This is a genomic window from Nocardia sp. NPDC050378 (assembly GCF_040655675.1).
In the GTDB taxonomy this organism is placed as follows: Bacteria; Actinomycetota; Actinomycetes; order Mycobacteriales; family Mycobacteriaceae; genus Nocardia; species Nocardia coubleae.
Genome location: NZ_JBFAKI010000001.1, coordinates 350,658 through 368,438, shown reverse-complemented (window position 1 = coordinate 368,438; position 17,781 = coordinate 350,658). Strand labels below are relative to the sequence as shown.

General features: G+C 65.8%; 16 protein-coding genes. 12 read left to right on the top strand and 4 right to left on the bottom strand.

The features are described 5' to 3' along the window. Positions 1 to 35 precede the first annotated feature (35 nt). On the bottom strand, positions 36 to 1,253 hold the full coding sequence (locus AB0I35_RS01690; protein ID WP_357393413.1) for a hypothetical protein: 1,218 nt from the start codon (positions 1,251 to 1,253) through the stop codon (positions 36 to 38). A gap of 191 nt (positions 1,254 to 1,444) precedes the next feature. Here AB0I35_RS01690 and AB0I35_RS01685 point away from each other — a divergent pair, with 191 nt between their 5' ends. Both AB0I35_RS01685 and AB0I35_RS01680 read left to right on the top strand, forming a co-directional pair. Next, positions 1,445 to 2,020 carry a TerD family protein gene (locus AB0I35_RS01685; RefSeq protein ID WP_067497229.1) on the top strand — a complete coding sequence of 192 codons (576 nt, stop codon included), beginning with the start codon at positions 1,445 to 1,447 and terminating at the stop codon, positions 2,018 to 2,020. Between the two features lie 69 nt (positions 2,021 to 2,089). Next, positions 2,090 to 3,196 carry a DUF475 domain-containing protein gene (locus AB0I35_RS01680; RefSeq protein WP_357393411.1) on the top strand — a complete coding sequence of 369 codons (1,107 nt, stop codon included), beginning with the start codon at positions 2,090 to 2,092 and terminating at the stop codon, positions 3,194 to 3,196. 54 nt (positions 3,197 to 3,250) lie between these two features. Here AB0I35_RS01680 and AB0I35_RS01675 read toward each other — a convergent pair whose 3' ends face one another. Then, complete coding sequence (locus AB0I35_RS01675) at positions 3,251 to 4,624, bottom strand: hypothetical protein (RefSeq protein WP_357393409.1); 1,374 nt, start codon at positions 4,622 to 4,624, stop codon at positions 3,251 to 3,253. 171 nt (positions 4,625 to 4,795) lie between these two features. On the opposite strand from AB0I35_RS01675, the gene rpsF reads away from it, so the two are divergent. The 5 genes from rpsF to dnaB all read left to right on the top strand — a co-directional run bounded on the left by rpsF (position 4,796) and on the right by dnaB (position 9,688). Then, positions 4,796 to 5,083 (top strand): 30S ribosomal protein S6, encoded by a 288-nt coding sequence (gene rpsF / locus AB0I35_RS01670; RefSeq protein ID WP_067497234.1) that lies wholly within the window; start codon positions 4,796 to 4,798, stop codon positions 5,081 to 5,083. Positions 5,084 to 5,166: 83 nt separating this feature from the next. Beyond that, positions 5,167 to 5,724 carry a single-stranded DNA-binding protein gene (locus AB0I35_RS01665; protein ID WP_067497236.1) on the top strand — a complete coding sequence of 186 codons (558 nt, stop codon included), beginning with the start codon at positions 5,167 to 5,169 and terminating at the stop codon, positions 5,722 to 5,724. A gap of 32 nt (positions 5,725 to 5,756) precedes the next feature. Continuing rightward, positions 5,757 to 6,008, top strand: coding sequence for a 30S ribosomal protein S18 (rpsR, locus tag AB0I35_RS01660; RefSeq protein ID WP_067497238.1), 252 nt, complete (start codon positions 5,757 to 5,759; stop codon positions 6,006 to 6,008). Positions 6,009 to 6,025: 17 nt separating this feature from the next. Further along, positions 6,026 to 6,478 carry a 50S ribosomal protein L9 gene (gene rplI, locus AB0I35_RS01655; RefSeq protein WP_067497239.1) on the top strand — a complete coding sequence of 151 codons (453 nt, stop codon included), beginning with the start codon at positions 6,026 to 6,028 and terminating at the stop codon, positions 6,476 to 6,478. Between the two features lie 588 nt (positions 6,479 to 7,066). Further along, positions 7,067 to 9,688, top strand: a complete 2,622-nt coding sequence (dnaB, locus tag AB0I35_RS01650) for a replicative DNA helicase (protein ID WP_357393407.1) — start codon at positions 7,067 to 7,069, stop codon at positions 9,686 to 9,688. A 122-nt stretch (positions 9,689 to 9,810) separates the two neighbouring features. Here dnaB and AB0I35_RS01645 read toward each other — a convergent pair whose 3' ends face one another. Beyond that, entirely contained in the window at positions 9,811 to 10,287 is a 477-nt protein-coding gene (locus AB0I35_RS01645; protein WP_357393405.1) for a DUF1772 domain-containing protein, read from the bottom strand. Between the two features lie 234 nt (positions 10,288 to 10,521). Between AB0I35_RS01645 and AB0I35_RS01640 the strand changes: the two genes are divergently transcribed. Next, complete coding sequence (locus AB0I35_RS01640; RefSeq protein ID WP_357393403.1) at positions 10,522 to 11,277, top strand: alpha/beta hydrolase; 756 nt, start codon at positions 10,522 to 10,524, stop codon at positions 11,275 to 11,277. 43 nt (positions 11,278 to 11,320) lie between these two features. Here the strand turns inward: AB0I35_RS01640 and AB0I35_RS01635 are convergent, their stop codons facing one another. Then, positions 11,321 to 12,022: a VTT domain-containing protein gene (locus AB0I35_RS01635; RefSeq protein ID WP_357393401.1), complete on the bottom strand. Its 702-nt coding sequence runs from the start codon at positions 12,020 to 12,022 to the stop codon at positions 11,321 to 11,323. 234 nt (positions 12,023 to 12,256) lie between these two features. Here AB0I35_RS01635 and AB0I35_RS01630 point away from each other — a divergent pair, with 234 nt between their 5' ends. The 4 genes from AB0I35_RS01630 (at position 12,257) to AB0I35_RS01615 (ending at position 17,706) form a co-directional block, all read left to right on the top strand. After that, a complete protein-coding gene (locus AB0I35_RS01630) occupies positions 12,257 to 13,930 on the top strand; it encodes a cutinase family protein (RefSeq protein WP_357393399.1) in 1,674 nt (557 codons plus the stop codon). Positions 13,931 to 14,066: 136 nt separating this feature from the next. Continuing rightward, positions 14,067 to 14,933, top strand: a complete 867-nt coding sequence (locus tag AB0I35_RS01625) for a hypothetical protein (protein ID WP_357393397.1) — start codon at positions 14,067 to 14,069, stop codon at positions 14,931 to 14,933. A gap of 260 nt (positions 14,934 to 15,193) precedes the next feature. Further along, positions 15,194 to 16,543 (top strand): wax ester/triacylglycerol synthase family O-acyltransferase, encoded by a 1,350-nt coding sequence (locus AB0I35_RS01620; protein ID WP_357393395.1) that lies wholly within the window; start codon positions 15,194 to 15,196, stop codon positions 16,541 to 16,543. A gap of 44 nt (positions 16,544 to 16,587) precedes the next feature. Beyond that, complete coding sequence (locus AB0I35_RS01615) at positions 16,588 to 17,706, top strand: nitronate monooxygenase family protein (protein ID WP_357393393.1); 1,119 nt, start codon at positions 16,588 to 16,590, stop codon at positions 17,704 to 17,706. Positions 17,707 to 17,781: the final 75 nt, after the last annotated feature.

Below are 17,781 nucleotides of genomic sequence, written 5' to 3'. Positions count from 1 at the left end.
CTCATTCGTCGACCCGTGTCATGTCGTGTGCGGTCCTAAGTGCTGTCGGTTCCTACGGTTTTTCGCATGCGATCGACCACTCCGGCGATGAACTCCGCGACGGTTCGCAGTTCAGAAACATACGCCCAATAGTCTGGATGACGACCGGTCAGTCCAGCCGTCATGCGATCGAGGCGTTCGGCTTGCGCGTCGAGCACCGAACCCCACTCGCCGACCAGCCCTCGATCGACGGCGAGCATCTGCGCGTCCCGCAGCCGGAATCGTACGGTGCGCAGCTGCGCTTCGGGGTCCGCACGTACCTCGCGCAACAGTTCGAGCCGCCGGGTGACGGCGTCGACGAGCTGTTCGGACTCGGCGAGGTGTTCGCGCGCGGTCGCTGTCAGGTCAAGGGCGGTCTCCGGATCGCGGTCGGCAGCCGCGACGCGCGCGCGTACCAGCGCCGCGTCCGCGGCCTCGATACCGCGCCGGCTTTCGCGTTCATTGTTGGTCAGATCCGCCGAACTCGCAGCGTTGAACTCGCGCAGCAACGCCGAGTACGCGGGGCCGAGCGCGTCGGCCCGATTGCGTACGGCCGCCAGCCGGGTGGTCACCGAGGCGATCGCGTTGGACGCGGCGTTGGCACGAGATGGTGCCTGCGCCAACACTTCCCGCAATCCCACACATGCCTGGCGGATCTCGGTCGCGGCCTCCCGCGCGGCCGCGACGGCGGTACCCGGATCGACCCCTGAAGCTGTGACCAGTGCCTCATTCAATTTCCGCACGCCCGCGGCCACCGAAGGGTAGGAGACGTACTCCGACGACTCGGCCGCGGCGAGTTCCCGCTCGGCCTCGGCCCGCACCTGTGCGAGCAACTGCGGCACCGACGCCCGCACGCTCACCGCGTGCTCGAGTCCGGCCCGATGCGCGTGATAGAACTCGTCGACCCCGCGCGCGGCGTCGGCGAGCTCACGAACCAGCGCGTCGGCCCTGGCCGGGCCGTCGGCGATCGCGGTCCCCGCGGCCTCGGCGCTGTCGAGTTCGTCGGTGAAACTCAGATAGGCGCCCGACGCGGCATAGCACCGCGTGCGCACCGGTTCCCATACGGCGCCGATGTGGCGCTCGGGGAACACCTGCTCGCTCGCCGCCACACCCGCCTCCGCTGCCGTCTGCCTGCGATCCATATCCAGGAAGGCCGCGGCCGTCGCGGCCCGCGCCCCACTGATCCAGGCATTGTCCGGCCCCGACCTGAACCATCCGCGTCTGCGAGGTGTCACCGGCGTATCCCCTTTCCGAACCACGCAGCGGTCACCCGCCCGCTGACCCGATCGTAGGAGATTCCGCCTAGCTACCAGGGCTCTCGGTTGTTCCTACGCAAGTTCGCCGAAACCTATTACTGTCGTAGCGGTACCCGGCGATTCGGACATGCTGGGAAACGACACACCGGACTAACCGAAGGGATTCCCGCATGGGTGTCAGTCTGTCCAAGGGCGGCAATGTCTCGCTGACCAAAGAGGCCCCGAACCTGACCGCGGTCGCGGTCGGCCTCGGCTGGGACGTGCGCACCACCACCGGCACCGACTTCGACCTCGACGCCAGCGCCATCGCGACCGGCGCCGACAAGAAGGTCGTGTCCGACAAGCACTTCGTGTTCTTCAACAACCTGAAGTCCCCCGAAGGCGCGATCGAGCACGCCGGCGACAACACCACCGGTGAGGGCGAGGGCGACGACGAGGTCATCAACGTCGACCTGGCCAACACCCCGCCGACCATCGAGAGCATCTTCTTCCCGGTCTCGATCTACGACGCGGAGACCCGTCAGCAGTCGTTCGGCCAGGTGCGCAACGCCTACATCCGCGTTGTCGACCGCGCCAACGGCACCGAGCTCGCCCGCTACGACCTGTCCGAGGACGCTTCCACCGAGACGGCTATGGTCTTCGGTGAGCTGTACCGTAACGGTGCCGAATGGAAGTTCCGCGCCATCGGTCAGGGCTACGCCTCCGGCCTGGCCGGTATCGCCCGCGACTACGGCGTCAACGTCTAGTCATCATCATGAGCAGGGGGTTCCAGGTTTCGGGCCCCCTGCTCGTGTGACACAGAAAGGTCCCTCCGCGTGATAACGCGCATCTTCGGCCTGTCCATCGTCATCACGGTGCTCTCGTTGGTCGTGGCCTACCTCTACGGTGGCATGACTGCCCTCGCACTGTGTGCGATCCTCGGCATCCTCGAGGTGTCGCTGTCGTTCGACAACGCCGTCATCAACGCCACCGTGCTGGAACGGATGAGCGAATTCTGGCAGCGGATCTTCCTGACCGTCGGCATCCTCATCGCCGTGTTCGGTATGCGTCTGCTGTTCCCGCTCGCCATCGTGTGGGTCACCGCCGGACTGAACCCGGTCGAAGCCTTCGACCTGGCGCTGAACCCGCCGGCCAACGATGCCCTCGAGTTCCCCGACGGCAGCCCCAGCTACGAGAAGCTGCTCACCGACGCGCATCCACAGATCGCGGCCTTCGGCGGCATGTTCCTCGCACTGCTGTTCCTGAACTTCATCTTCGAAGAGCGTGAGATCACCTGGCTGAGCTGGCTGGAGAAGCCGCTGGCGAAGGCGGGCAAGCTCGACATGCTCTCCGTGGTCGTCGCTGGCACCGGCCTGGTCCTGGTCGCGGAGTTCCTCGCCGCCGACGACGACCGCTCTACCGTGCTGGTCGCCGGCCTGCTCGGCATGATCGTCTACATCCTCGTCGACGGCCTCGGTTCGATGTTCCACACCGAGGAATTCGAGGAAGGCCCGCAGGGTGGGCCGTCCACGCTGGTCAAGGCGACCGGTAAGGCCGCGTTCTTCCTCTTCCTGTACCTCGAGGTGCTCGATGCCTCGTTCTCGTTCGACGGTGTGATCGGCGCGTTCGCCATCACGTCCGACCCGATCATCATCGCGCTCGGCCTCGGCCTCATCGGTGCGATGTTCGTCCGGTCGATCACGGTGTACCTGGTCCGTCAGGGCACGCTCGGCGACTACGTATACCTCGAGCACGGCGCCCACTGGGCGATCGGCGCGCTGGCCACGATCCTGCTGGTCTCGATCGGCGTGCACGTCGACGAGCTCATCACCGGCCTGATCGGTGTGGCGTTCATCGGCGCGGCGCTGATCAGCTCGATCATCCGCAACCGCAAGGCGGAGCCGGACGCGATCGAAGACAGCAAGGAACCCGCGTCGGTCTAGACGTGGTGACCTGCGGCGGCGGATCCTCGACGGATCCGCCGCCGTTGTCGTTTCTCAGGCCGGTTGCAGTTCGCGCCGGAGCTGTCCTGAGACGCGCTGGGCGGTGCGGCGTGGACCGGCCCGCAGGAACACGAAGAACAGGATGACGAGCAGGGCGATCCGTGTCCAGACACCGAACTGGACGATGCCTTCCATGAGGTGCACGTTCTTCCCCTCGCCCATCGCCGCGAAGTAGCGGAAGACGCCGACGCCGACCGCGATGTCGGCGATCAGGTAGCCGGCGACGAGTGTCCACGGCACCTCGAGCAGCACGAGGAACGGAATTATCCACAGGGTGTATTGGGGTGAGTGCACCTTGTGGAAAAGCAGGAAACCGGCCAGCATCGCAGCGCTCACACCCACCCACGGGAACGCCGAGGCCGGGGTCCAGCGCCGGTAACCGAGCCACAGGGCAAGGGCGAACGACACGAAGATCAGCAGCGGTGAGACCACCGAGACCATGGTGTGCCAGCTTGCCGACGTTTCGGCGGTCCGGCCGAACAGGGCTTGATGACCCCAGTACCAGATCGAATTGGTGGTGATGTCGGCCTGCCGCATCTGCTGGAAGGTGATCGAGGCCCGCCAGCCCTCGACTCCCGCCAGGACGAACGGCAGATTCACCGCGACCACCGTCGCCATCGCCGCGAGCAGGGTCTGCGACGCGCCTGCCACATCGAGTTCGCGCAACCGGCGCCCGTCGCGCGGCGCACCCTCGGTGAGGACGTAGAAGGCCAAGGGCAGCACGAAGATTCCGGGGTAGATCTTGAGGCAGAAACCGAGCGCGAGCAGTACCCCGGCGATGATTCCCCTGGTCCGCACCGACAGACCGGTCAGCATCGTCATCACATAGACCGCCGCCACCGCCGTGCACACCACCGGCAGCTCCCAGTTGTGGAAGGCGTAGAGCACCAGCGGCGGGCCGATCGCCCACAGCAGCGCGGCCGGACCGGCCATTCGCGCCAGCATCCAGGCGGTGAGCAGGGCGAACGGGGTGAGCAGCAACGCCGAATGCCACAGGAAATCGGCGTCGTTGGACGCGCCGATCGCGCCCGCCCACATCAGCAGGCCGCTCAGCACGGGGTACTCGACGGCGCCACCGGTGAGCGCGCCGTCGTCGGTGATGGCACCGTCGACGTACGGGAAAACGTGATTGTCGATATCGCGGCCAAGCCAGAGGAACTGGATATCCGAATAACAGACGGCGGTGTCCTTGCGCTCCTCGAAGATCAGGCTGCGGCCCGATTCGTCGATCGCGCCGCCCGCGCACCGCGCCTTGTTCGCATACGCCAAGGCGAGGGTGAGCCCGCACAACAGCACGATCAGGAAGGTCAACGCCGTGGCTGTCGCCGCACGGCGTGCCGAATGCTGCAGCGGTACGGCCGTGGTCATGTCGACCACATTAAGCGGAACCGGCGCCGGAGCCCGGCGATCACCCGCCGCGCCGACCGGTTTCGATCGCACTCGGCGGGTCATGTAGCCTTGTCGGGTTGCTGACGCAACGAACCCTCCTGCCACGGAAAGTCCGTGGCCGTTTACCAGTCCACAGGAGGTGATTGGTCCGTGCGTCAATATGAAGTGATGGTCATCCTCGACCCCAGCCTGGACGAGCGCATCGTCGGGCAGTCCCTGGATAATCTGTTCTCGGTCGTGAAGACCGAGGGCGGCAAGCTCGACAAGGTCGACATCTGGGGCCGCCGCCGGCTCGCCTACGAAATCGCCAAGCAGGCAGAAGGCATCTACGCGATCGTCAACCTGACCGCGACCCCGGCCACCGTGAGCGAGCTCGACCGCCAGCTGGGCCTGAACGAGACGGTGCTGCGCACCAAGGTTCTGCGCAACGACAAGTAGTTCACCTCCTTTGTGTCGGAGCCTGGCTTTAGGCTCAGCGCAAATCCAGGATGTGGACTGCACCCCCGAGCAGGAGGAACCCCATGGCAGGCGACACGGTCATCACCGTCATCGGAAACTTGACGGCAGACCCCGAGCTTCGTTTCACGCCCGCGGGCGCAGCGGTGGCGAATTTCACCGTCGCTTCGACTCCCCGTGTGTTCGATCGCAATTCGAACGAATGGAAAGACGGCGAGGCACTGTTTCTGCGCTGCAACATCTGGCGCGAAGCAGCGGAGAACGTCGCCGAAAGCCTGACCCGAGGCGCTCGCGTGATCGTGAGCGGACGGCTCAAGCAGCGCTCCTACGAAACCCGCGAGGGTGAGAAGCGCACGGTCGTCGAGCTCGAGGTCGACGAGGTCGGCCCGTCGCTGCGGTACGCGACCGCGAAGGTCTCCAAGGCCGGTCGTGGTGGCGGAGGCGGTGGCTTCGGTGGTGGTTCCGGTAATGCCGGTGGTGGTGCAAGCGCAGGCGGCTACAACGCCAACAGTGGTGGCGGACGCCCGGCAGGTAATGCCGGCGACGACGACCCGTGGGGTAGCGCGCCCGCGGCCGGCTCCTTCGGGGGCGGCGGCCGCATGGATGACGAACCGCCGTTCTGATCGAACGGCACTCATAGTACGGAGAGAAAACCATGCCTAAAGCGCCCGCGCGCGAAAAGGTACTGAAGAAGAAGGCCTGCGCTTTCTGCAAGGAAAGCAAGTCCGGAATCGTCAATATCGATTACAAGGACACCACGCTGCTGCGTAAGTACGTCAGCGATCGCGGCAAGATCCGCGCCCGCCGCGTCACCGGCAACTGCGTGCAGCACCAGCGTGACATCGCCGTTGCCGTCAAGAACTCGCGTGAGGTGGCTCTGCTGCCTTACGTGTCGACTGCTCGCTGAGAAAGGGAGTCGGACAGATGAAGCTCATCCTCACTGCTGATGTCGACAATCTCGGCGCCCCCGGCGACCTTGTCGAGGTCAAGGACGGCTACGGCCGCAACTTCCTGCTGCCCCGCGGTCTGGCCATCCAGGCCACCCGTGGCGCCCAGAAGCAGGTCGACGGCATCCGCCGCGCCCAGGACGCCCGCAAGGTGCGCGACCTGGATCACGCCAACGAGCTGAAGCAGGCCATCGAGGGCCTGACCGGTGTCTCGCTGGCCGTGAAGACCGCCGACAGCGGCAAGCTGTTCGGTTCGGTCACCACCGCCGACGTGGCCTCGGCCATCAAGGCGGCCGGTGGCCCCGTGGTCGACAAGCGCAGCATCGAGCTGCCGAAGTCGCACATCAAGGCGACCGGCAAGCACGGCATCGTGGTGCACCTGCACCCCGATGTGGTTGCCAAGTTCGACCTCGAGGTCACTGCGAACTAGTTTCGCCGGAAACCACCCCCGTGTTGTCACGGGGGTGGTTTCTGCTGCCCTTGTCGAGGGATCTTCTCCGATAGCTGGCTAGTAGCCGAGATTCGGGTTCGTTGTGGTCGAGTAACCCAGCCCACAGTCGGCAACTGCCTGACCTCCTGTTATTCAGCCTGTGGATTACCGAGGAAACCGACCGGCAGAATTGTGACTCCGGTCATAACGTGAACGCCCGCTGTTTACCCAACACGCCCGGTTGTTCACGTTCGCCGACACGCCGCAACTTCTTTAATCCACAGGGCCGAAGTCTGGTAAAGGGCGATCTATCAGGGCGTTCTACCGCACTGACCTGGGTTTTCCCCACGTTTTCCACAGGGGCTGCACAACAACAGGTGAACTACCCCCAAGTTATCCACAGTTGTGTGCACATGTCGGTTTGGCGTGGCTCGAAAACGTCGCCTAGGTTCATCGCATCGCCTCGCACGTGACCCCGGGAATCGTGCAGGGAACCGATTGCTGGCACTCGTGTCGGTGCCCGGGAGTACAACGAGTACATCGATGTGAAACCCCCGGTTCTGCGGGCAGAGAGGACGGTCGATTCTGGTGACTACCACCGGTGACCGCGCGCATACCGAGTTTCCACCCGAGCCCCCCGGCGAGGACTTCGGCCGTCAGCCCCCGCACGACATGGCTGCCGAACAGTCCGTCCTCGGCGGCATGCTGCTCAGCAAGGACGCCATCGCCGACGTGGTGGAGGTGCTGCGGCCCGGCGACTTCTACCGCCCCGCCCACCAGGCCGTCTACGACACGATCCTCGACCTGTACGGCCGCGGCGAACCCGCCGACCCGGTCACCGTCGCCGCCGGCCTCGACCGCCGTGGCGAGCTGAAGCGCATCGGCGGCCCCGCCTACCTGGTCACCCTCACCCAGACCGTCCCCACCGCCGCCAACGCCGGCTTCTACGCCGAAATCGTCGCCGAGAAGGCCATCCTGCGCCGCCTCGTCGAAGCGGGCACCCGCATCGTCCAGTTCGGCTACGCGGGCGCCGACGGCCAGGACGTCGCCGAGGTCGTCGACCGCGCCCAGGCCGAGATCTACGAGGTCACCGAACGCCGCACCACCGAGGACTTCACCCCCCTCGAAGAACTCCTCCAGCCGACGATGGACGAAATCGACTCCATCGCCTCCCGAGGTGGCATCTCCCTCGGCGTCCCCACGGGCTTCACCGAACTGGACGAGCTCACCAACGGTCTGCACCCGGGTCAGATGATCATCGTCGCCGCGCGACCAGGCGTGGGCAAGGCGCTGGCGCTCGATACGCCGCTGCCTACCCCCAGCGGGTGGACCACGATGGGTGAGGTCCGCGTTGGCGATGAATTGCTAGACGCGCAGGGGCATCCGACACGCGTCGTCGCGGCAACCGAAGTCATGACCGACCGTCCTTGCTACGAGGTCGAGTTCTCCGACGGCACCGTCTTGGTCGCGGATGAACAGCACCAGTGGCTTACCGAGACCCGTGCTTCACGACGTTCCGCACAGGAGGCTGCCCGAGGCGGCACCCAGCGGACCTCCGCCGCGGTCCGCACCACGGCCGAGATCGCGCGGACACTGCGCTGCGACACCGCGGACCGGCGGATCAACCACTCGGTCACCAACGCGGCACCGTTGCAACTCCCCGCAAGAGACCTGCTCGTCCCGCCGTACACCCTCGGGGCATGGTTGGGCGACGGAACCGCAGCTGCCGCCCAGATCACCAGCGTCGACCCCGAAATCGTCGCGCGTATCGAAGCCGAGGGCATCGTCGCGGTCCCGTCCCAGTCCGCGCGATGGCGCTTCCAGTTGACGTTGCCTGCGGACGAACCCGTCGCGCCGCGCGAATGCGTGGTGTGTGGCACCGAATTCGTCCCGTTCACCAGTGAAGTTCGCACCTGCGGCCGTTCCTGCGGTGGCAAGGCGCGGTTCATCTCCGCGCCCGTTCCGGCACCCACCTGTGCGAACTGCGGTGGCCCTTCCATCGGTCTGCGTTCGTGCCAGTCGTGCCGCAACACCGTCGGTAGTGTGCAGGCCCGCCTGCGGACGCTCGGTGTCCTGGGCGACAAGCACATTCCGATGTCCTATCTGCGTGCGTCGGAGGGCCAGCGCCGAGCCCTGCTGGCCGGTCTGCTCGACACCGACGGCACCGTCACCCATGGCGGTTCGGTGCAGTTCGCGGTCACCAGCGAACGGCTGTTCCGTGATGTGCAGGAACTCGTCGTCGGGCTGGGCTACCGCTGCGGTGTGTCGACCAAGCGTGTTCGCGGACGGTCGGAAGAGTCGTCGACCTGCTTCACCCTCACTTTCGCGACCGACGACGAGGTCTTCGGGCTGCACCGGAAAGCCTTGCTACACAAGGAACGTCGTGCGGCTCGCAACACCGCCCGCTCGAATTCACGCTATATCGTCGATGTGCGTCGCATCGATTCCGTTCCGGTCCGATGCGTGGAAGTCGACAATGCCGACCATCTCTATCTGGCCGGTCGCTCCATGGTCCCGACACACAACTCGACGCTCGGCATGGATTTCATGCGCAGTTGCTCGATCAAGCACGGCATGGCCAGTGTTATTTTTTCGCTCGAAATGAGCCGGACCGAGATTGTGATGCGTCTGCTTTCAGCTGAGGCGAAGATCAAGCTGGGTGATATGCGGTCCGGGCGGATGAGTGATGACGACTGGACCAAGCTCGCGCGGCGGATGAGTGAGATCAGTGAGGCGCCGCTGTTCGTGGATGATTCGCCGAACTTGACCATGATGGAGATTCGGGCCAAGGCGCGGCGGCTCAAGCAGCGTCATGATCTGAAACTCGTCGTGGTGGACTACCTGCAGCTGATGAGCTCGGGGAAGAAGGTCGAGTCGCGGCAGCAGGAAGTCTCGGAATTCTCGCGGCATCTCAAGCTGCTGGCCAAGGAACTCGAAGTTCCCGTGATCGCGATTTCCCAGCTGAACCGTGGTCCGGAACAGCGAACCGACAAGCGTCCCATGGTGTCCGACCTCCGCGAGTCCGGCTCGCTCGAGCAGGACGCCGACATGGTCATCCTGCTGCACCGCCCGGACGCGTTCGAGCGCGACGACCCGCGCGGCGGCGAAGCCGACCTCATCGTCGGCAAGCACCGTAACGGTCCGACGGCCACGATCACCGTTGCGCACCAGCTGCATTTGAGCCGGTTCGTGGATATGGCACGCGGCTGATCGGTGCGCGGGGAAGCGTCGCGCACCGTCCTACCGCTTCCTCGGCGCCGGCGTGATGATCAGCACCAACGCCTGTCGGGTTTCGGAGCGATACGTTTTGCGGCCTTCGCCTCGCTGACGGATCAGAACAGGATCAGTGCGGCGCACAAGCCGGCGATGGCGGTGAACTGCAGGGTGACTCGATACTTCAGGATGCTGTCCCACTTGTTTTGCAGCGCCCGGGCATCCGGCGGAATGATGCCCGACAGAGCGGCGGCGGTCTGCTGGGAATTGATCGGCTTGGCGATGCGCACGTAGAGGGCGAGCCAGATGAATAGAGCCGCCACCGTGATTGCCGCGGCGACGGCCGCGCCCAGCCGGCCGGCCAGCAGCGCGATCAACAAGGTGAGCACCGCGGTCACTATGCCTCCGGCGCCGATGACCGGCATGCGCTTGTCACCGTAGTAGTGACCCCACCCCGCACTCACCGTCACGGTCGCGTCGTCGAGCTTCCGGTAGACCGACCGCATGATCACCGCCCCGCAGACATCGGTGCCGTAGACGACGGCATTGGCGAGTACGGCGACGGTGGCAATGATCTGGCCGGTGACAACAAGCATTTCGGCTTCCCTTCCTGGGGCTTTCTCGTATGTCCGAGAATGCGCGCAGGGGTTTGGAAGGCACTAGGAGCGGACTTGGAAACGGCGGACGCCCCCGTATCAGCGGGCGTGTAGGTCGGGTGTCAGGGCGGTGTCAGGAGGTGGTGTGACAGTGGTTCTCGTAACGGCGAGAACGACTGGAAGGCAAGAGTGATGACTGCTCAGGGAACAAATCGGGGTTATGCGTGGAGCGGCATGGTCGAGGTGGACGACACCGCGTTGGCCGTCACCGACACCGGTGGCGACGGTATTCCGGTGATCTACCTGAACGGGCAGTTCGCTACCCAGGGTTATTGGAAGAAGACCATTGCCGAATTGGGCGACGGGTTCCGGCACATCACCTTCGACGAGCGGGGGCGTGGGCGGAAGTCCAAGACTTCCAAGGATTACTCGTTCGAGGCGGCGGTGCGCGATGTGGATGCGGTGCTCGCGGCCAGGGGTGTGGAGCGGGCCATTGTCGTGGCGTGGTCCTATGGCGCCGTCGTGGGAGCGCATTGGGCACAACGGAATCCGGGGCGCACCATCGGGGCGGTGCTGGTGGACGGCGCGTTTCCGTACGACTGGCTCGATGAGGCGATGGAGCAGCGGATTCGGAAGTTGTTCAAGCGGTTGAACTGGGTGATGCCGTTGCTTCGGCCGACGGGACTGACGCCGAGGTTGTCGGCAAGTGAGCAGGCGGAGAGCAATATCGAGCTCGGGAAACTTTCGCGGGAAAGCGCGCTGGGTCCCGTGCTGGAGGCGATCACTGTTCCGGTGCGGTATGTGATCGCTTCGGGAACTTCGTTCGGCAGCAAGAAGGACGAACAGGAGAAGATCCGCCAGGGACTGGATTCGGCTATCGCGCGCAATCCCCATATCCAGCTCGGGGCGAAGGTGCCGAGTAATCACGGCGCCATCCTGCGGAAGGATTTCCGGGCGATCGCGGATTCGGTCCGCGAGATCGCCGGATGAGGCCGACGGGGCCGGGAAGCGACGAACTTCCCGGCCGGGCCGGTCAGGAGTTGACGCGCTCGGTGGGGTCGTCGTCGGGAGAACCCTTGCGACGCATGCGCTTGACGACCTCGACGACGATCGGCAGCACGGAGACGGCGACGATGAGCAGGAAGATCAGGTCGACATTGTCGCGGACGATGGCGATCTGACCGAGCAGGAATCCGAGATAGGTGACACCGGAACCCCAGGCGACACCGCCGACCACGTTGTAGACGAGGAACGTCCGGTACCGCATGCCGGACGCGCCTGCCACCACCGGCGCGAAGGTGCGCACGATGGGGACGAAGCGGGCGAGCACGATGGTGATCGGTCCGTGCTTTTCGAAGAATTCGTGGGATTCGTCGATATAGCGCTTCTTGAAGAACCGGGCGTCGTTGCTCTTGAACAACGCGGTCCCGCCGCGCGCGCCGATCACGTACCCGACCTGATCGCCGAGGATCGCGGCGACGGGGATCAGCACGAGCAACACCCCGATCGGCGCGAACGGTTCGATCTCGGTCGACTTCGACGCCGCGATCAACCCGGCGGTGAACAGCAGGGAATCGCCGGGCAGCAGCGGGAACAGCAACCCGGACTCGATGAACACCACCAGCAGGAGCCCGGCGAGCATCCAGGTGCCGAAGGAGTTGAGCAGGTTCACCGGGTCGAGGAAGCCGGGCAGCAGCGCGAGGTGCACGGTGTCGGCCGGGATGTGCGAGGTCATAGTCCTACCTGGGGATGACGGGTCGGTTCACGTCGTCATTGTTCCATTCGGACGCTATCACCCGGCCCGCGCCATCACCCTCACCGCGATAGCGAGCCCACATGACCACGGAAATGGGGGCATACGATCCCGTACGCCGCAGTAACGATCTTGCAGGTGGGGGCGACATGGTTCGTGACATGCGGCCCGTCGGGGGGCCTGCCCACCTGTAGGTCGTTCGAACGGGATCAACATATGAATCTGCGTGCGTTTCTCGCGAAACATCGCATCGCTTCTGCTGTTGCCGCGCCTGCGGCGTTGGGGGTCGCGGCCATCGTCGCCGCGTCGTTCGCGGTGACATCGAAGCCCGCCTCCCCTGAATACACCCTCACCACCTCGGTGACCGAGTGCCGCGAGATGGTGACCATCTCGGTGGCCGGACGCAACGACACCCCGGTCGAGGGCACCACCGCTATGCTGCTCGACGCCAACGGCAACCCACTGCCCGCCGCACTGTCGGGCGACCACAGCAGTGTGTGGGTCGACCCGGTGGTGAACGCGCCACGTGACGATCTGGCCGAAGGCCAGTACGCGGCGGTGTACATCGCCTATCCGGCGGACATGTCCACCTACGAGGACGCGGTGAACGCGGGTGTCGCCAACACCCAGCGGGTGATGCGTGAGATCTCCGCGGCCTGCCCGGACACCAAGTTCTCCATCGTCGGCTACAGCGAGGGCGCCGATGTGGTTCGCCGCGTCGCCGAGGGCATCGGCAACGACGCCCCCGAGGACGGCTACTCGGTGGTGGACCCCGACGACGTGCTCGGTGTGGTGATGTTCGCCGATGCCGGTCGCGGAGCGGGTGAGGGCCCGTTCATCGGCGCCGAGGATCCGTTCGCCAACCCCGACGGTTTCGACCAGAAATACCAGGACGGCACGAAGCCGATCTCGGGCAAGGGCGTGACCACGGGCGGCGACTTCGGCGCCCTCAACGGCAAGATCGCCTCGTTCTGCTCCGAAGGCGACCTGACTTGCGCGGCGCCGGAGAACATTTCGCTGCTGCAACTGGCCGCCAACGTGGGCAGGCAGATCAATGTCGACGATCTGCAGCGCGATGGTCTCACCCCGGCGACGGGTCAGGACATGGCGTTCACGCTCGGCCGGATCGCGATGGCCGCCTTCTCCGATATCGCCGCGAATCCGAACTGGATGGCCAGCGACGAAACCTTCCTCGATGTGCTGCTGAAGGTGTCGGACCCGGATTACAAGCCGGGCGAGACGAAGGCGCCCGCCAAGGCGGACACGATTGCGGCCGAGAAGATCTCGCCGCTGGCGTACCTGCCGCAGAAGGTGTTCAACGAGATCATCGGGCTGATCGTGACGAACCAGAACACCATCCCGGTCGCGCTGAGCGATCCGTACCAGCTCACCCTCGGCCCCAACGGCACCGGTCATCACTTCGACTACTGGCGCGATTCCGATGCGGCCAACGGTAAGCCGCTGACCTCGGCGGAGTACGCCGCCGCCTGGCTGACACACCTGGCCAAGCAGGCGCAGGCGGGTGAGACGGTCGACGCGAAGTCGGCTCCGGAGGACTCCGATGTGACGGCCGCGCTCGCCGCGCCGACCAAGCCGGCGACCACGACCACCTCGGCGGCGCCGAGCACATCGAAGGTCGCCGAGCCCACGTCGAGCACGTCGAAGGCGGCGACCAGCACGTCGAAGCCGACGACCACCGTCGAATCGTCGACCACGACCGTCGCACCGTCCACCCCGACGGCCCCGCCGACCACCACCGAACCGGCGACGAACCAGGCCGCCGCCCCGGAGACCACCACCCAGGCGCCCGCGCCGAGCACAACGGTGGCTCCGACCACAACGGTCGCACCGAGCACCACTGTCGAGCCGTCCAGCACCGCGACGAACTGACCGACGCCGAAGAACCCGGTGTGACCTCGTGTCGCACCGGGTTTTTCGTGTCCACGCCCGCCGGGAACGCACCGACATCGCGGTCCGACGCGCCGATCATGGTGACTGTGACGGGCCTCGGTGCAATGATCGGCGGGTGACTCAGTGGCTCCCACTCCTCGGCTCGCTCCCCGTCGCCGGCGCAGTTCTGGTCGGCGTGATCGCCAACAACCGAACCCACCGCGATGCACTCGCGGCGGCCGACGAGCGCGGCAGGCAGGCGCTCGACGCCGCGCAACGCCATGTCGAGCTGTCGAACATGGTCGGCGACCAGCGCGATCACGAGGCGTGGCGGCGCGAGGCAGTGCTCGCCGCAGTCGCTTCGATCCTGGAGACCTCGGCGTCGGTGCGGGCCGACCTGGCCAGCTGTGGCGATTGGGAGCTGCTAACTGTCGACGAGATCGACAATGCGGGCGCGCAGATCCACAAGCTGATCTGGGGTGGCCCGAGCGGCATGCTCACTCGGTTGCGGGTGGTGGCGCATCGCCGCATCCCCAACAAGTGCGAAGACCTGTTGCGCACGCTCACCGTCGCCCAGCACATCACCATGCAGCGCCTGAAGCTCCACATCGATGTGGAGGCGACGGTGGAGGAGCTAGAGGAGATGGCGTCGCTGTGGCAGAAGGCGATGCGTCATGCGGCCGAGCAGGAGCGGGCACTGGTGGAGACCACCCGGATCGAACTCGGGATCGAGATCGCCTCGAAAACCGTAGGCGCGGAACCGGCTCCGGCCCCGGTCCGGCCGGTCGCCGAAACCCCGTCGCCGACAGCGCATTCCGACGAGCCCGAGGCGGAACAGGTGACGGAGCAATTGCCGTCTGTGCCACCGCAATCCGCTGATCTCCAGGCCGAACCCGAACAGGTCACCGAGACTCAGCCGGAATCAGAGCACCCGACCGAAGCACTGGCCGATGATCCGCGCGACGCGGCCGACCCACGCGAAGCGGAAACGGTCAGGGCCTGACCAGTCATCGCATGCGAGACCGACGGGCGCACTGATTCGCCTCTCGGTGAAACCAACGCCTGCTCGTCCGGACCGCTGTTTCCCGGTACGAGGTGAAGCCGTGGTGCGCTGTGGAGTTCGGCAGGGTCGCGACGTTCGGCTGACGTCACCCGCATCACCGGGTAGCGTGGATACATACGGCACGCAGGGGTGCCGTACCCGACAGCGTGGTCGATCATCTGAAATCTTTGCCATCACCTGTCGTCAGGGGGCGATCTCGCATGGATCTCATAGCGCCGTTGGATGCGCTGTTCTTGCTCGCGGAATCTCGGGAACACCCGATGCATGTCGGGTCACTGCAACTGTTCGAACCGCCCGAGGACGCCGGGCCCGACTATCTTCGCGAACTCCGCGAAACCTTACTGGCCGACAACACCGTTCGGCCCACCTTCAGCAGGCGGCCCGCCACCTGGCTCGGCGCTCCGCAGCTGGCGTGGACCCAGGACGACGAGGTCGACCTGGACTATCACCTGCAGCACAGCGCACTGCCCGCGCCCGGCGGGATGGACCAGCTGCTCGACCACGTCTCGACCCTGCACAGCGCGCTGCTCGACCGGCATCGCCCGATGTGGGAGATGCATTTCATCGAGGGTCTGGCCGACGGCCGCTTCGCGCTGTACGCGAAGATGCACCACGCGCTGATCGACGGCGTTTCCGCCCAGCGAATCATGCAGCGCACTCTCACCACCGACCCGTTCGCGACCGATGTCACGGTTCCGTGGAACCTGCCACGTAAGGAGCGCGCACCGCGGACCGCGCAGCCGAAGACCGGATTGCTCGGCGCGCTGTCGTCGGCGAGTTCATCGGCCGCCGCACTGCTGAAAGCCACCAGGACCGGGCTGCTCGAGCAGCAGCTCACCCTGCCGTTCGAGGCGCCGCGCACCCTGCTCAACGTGCCGATCGGTGGCGCCCGCAAGTGCGCGGTGCGCAGCTGGTCGATGGACCGGCTCAAGCAGGTGAAGAAGGCGACCGGCACCACGCTCAACGATGTGGTGCTCGCGATGTCGGCGGGCGCGCTGCGCGCATACCTGGTGGAACACAACGCCTTACCGGACAAGCCGCTGATCGCGATGGTTCCGGTGTCGCTGCGCGACGAGGACGACCTCGACACGCAGGGCGTGAAAGTGGCCGCGCTGCTCTGCAATCTCGGTACCGATATCGAGGACCCGGCCGAACGCCTTCGGGTGGTGAGTGATTCGATGCGCCGCAACAAGCAGGTGTATGAGGGCCTCGGTCCGCTGCAGACGCTCGCCGTGTCGGGTGCGGTGGTGAGCCCGATGGCGGCGATGCTGCTGCCGGGGTTCGCGTCGATGACGGCGCCGCCGTTCAACATCGTCATCTCCAATGTGCCCGGTCCGCGCGAATCGATGTACTGGAACGGTGCGCGGCTGGACGCGGTCTTCCCGCTCTCCATCCCACTGGACAGCCAGGCCGTGAACATCACCCTCACCTCCAATGCCGACAACCTCGATTTCGGCCTGGTCGGTTGCCGACGCACCCTGCCCGACCTGCATCGATTGCTCGACCACCTGGAGGATTCGCTGTCGGCGCTGGAGGACGCGGCACTCTAGAAATTGGGCATTCTCCACCAAACTAGAACGTGTTACAGTTCGGTATGCGTACCGAATTCTGCGAACAGCTCGGCATCGAATTCCCGATCTTCGCCTTCACCCACTGCCGCGACGTCGTGGCGGCGGTGAGCAATGCGGGCGGACTCGGGGTGCTCGGCGCGGTCGGCTTCACCGCCGAACAGCTCGAGGTGGAGCTGGCTTGGCTCGATGAACACGTCAACGGCATCTACGGCGTCGACCTGGTGATCCCCTCGAAGTACGAGGGCAAGGGTGTCGACGGCCTGACCCCCGAGCAGCTGGAAAAGCAACTGGCGCAGATGGTTCCGCAGGGCCATCGCGACTTCGCCCAGCAGATCCTTGCCGACCACAACGTGCCGCCGCTGCCCGACGGCGAACACCACAACGAGCTGCTCGGCTGGACCGCGACCACCGCGGGTCCGCAGGTCGACGTCATCCTGAACCATCCCAAGGCCAAGCTCGTCGCCAACGCCCTCGGCACCCCGCCCGACGACGTCATCAAGCGCATCCAGGACTCCGGCCGGGTGATCGGGGCGCTGTGCGGTTCGGTGAAGCACGCGATGAACCACAAGGCCGCGGGCCTGGACTTCGTGGTGTGTCAGGGCACCGAGGGCGGCGGGCACTGCGGCGAGGTGTCCTCGCTGGTGCTGTGGCCGCAGGTGATCGAGGCGATCGGCGACACGCCGGTGCTCGCGGCCGGTGGTATCGGCAACGGCGCGCAGGTCGCGGCGGCGCTGGCGATGGGCGCGGCGGGGGCGTGGACGGGCTCGCTGTGGCTCACCGTCGAGGAGGCCAATGTGCCGCCCGCGCAGATGGAGACCTACCTCGAGGCCGACAGCCACGCCACCATCCGCTCGCGGTCGTGGACGGGCAAGCCGTGCCGCATGCTGCGCAACGACTGGACCGACGCCTGGGAATCGACCGACACTCCCGACCCGCTGCCGATGCCGCTGCAGATGATGGTTGCCCTCGACGGCGTCAAGCGCGGACACCGCTACCCCGAGGCCGCCAAGGACGTGAACTTCAATCCGGTGGGCCAGGTGGTCGGCATGATGAACAAGGTGGAGCGCAGTGCCGACGTGATCGAGCGACTGGTGAACGAATACGTCACCGCGTGCGATCGGCTCAGCACCCTCAACTCCTGACCGCCCGGATGCCGGTAGGTTGCCGGCACCACACCGTCGCAACGGCACTGCTCGCCTAGACTCGCGGTATCTCAC